Origin of the sequence: Mesorhizobium sp. M7A.F.Ca.CA.001.08.2.1, assembly GCF_003998455.1 — a bacterium.
Taxonomy (GTDB): domain Bacteria; phylum Pseudomonadota; class Alphaproteobacteria; order Rhizobiales; family Rhizobiaceae; genus Mesorhizobium; species Mesorhizobium ciceri.
This window is the reverse complement of the sequence record NZ_RZPW01001400.1, coordinates 1-593: the sequence shown is the minus strand read 5'-3', so window position 1 is coordinate 593 and position 593 is coordinate 1. Positions and strand designations below refer to the sequence as shown.

The following is a 593-nucleotide window of genomic DNA, read 5'->3' as shown; positions in this document are numbered from 1 at the left end:
ACACCTATGAGGCCAAATATCTCGATGCCGACGGCGCGCTGGTCAAGGTGCCCGCCGATGTCCCGGCCGATGTGGCCGAAAAGGCCAGGGATATGGCGCGGCAGGCGTTCCAGGCGCTTGGCTGCGAAGCCATGGCGCGCGTCGATTTCTTCCTGCGCGCCGACGGCAGCCTGCTTGTCAACGAGGTCAACACCATTCCCGGCTTCACCGACATCTCGATGTATGCCAAGGCGCTTGCCGCCTCAGGCATCGGCTACAGCCAGACCATCGACGTGCTGATCGAGCACGCGCTGGCCAGGCATGCGGCGCGCTGATCCGATCGGGCGAGCCTGACTTCCATTTAGCCCTTCGGGAGCGGCCGGTGCGGGCCGGATCATTGCCTGTGAGCGAGGCGTATTTCATCGTTGGCTAAAGTTGCACGTCCGCTCTATATGCCCGATCATGGCATTTGGCAGGGAGGCATCACGTGGCCAATCGTCGAAACGGCACGGCGTCTCCGGCTGATGGGCTGGGGGACGCCCTTTCAGCGGCCGCGCCCCATCCGCGAACCTCTTTGCCCAATGTGGCGGCCATCGTCACGACAGTGGCGGCAC

General features: G+C 64.1%; 1 protein-coding gene. It reads left to right on the top strand.

Annotated features, from left to right (window positions below):
- The coding region (locus tag EN914_RS37645; protein ID WP_127389793.1) for an ATP-grasp domain-containing protein at positions 1-314 on the top strand (314 nt) is incomplete at its 5' end.
- Between the last annotated feature and the right edge of the window lie 279 nt (positions 315-593).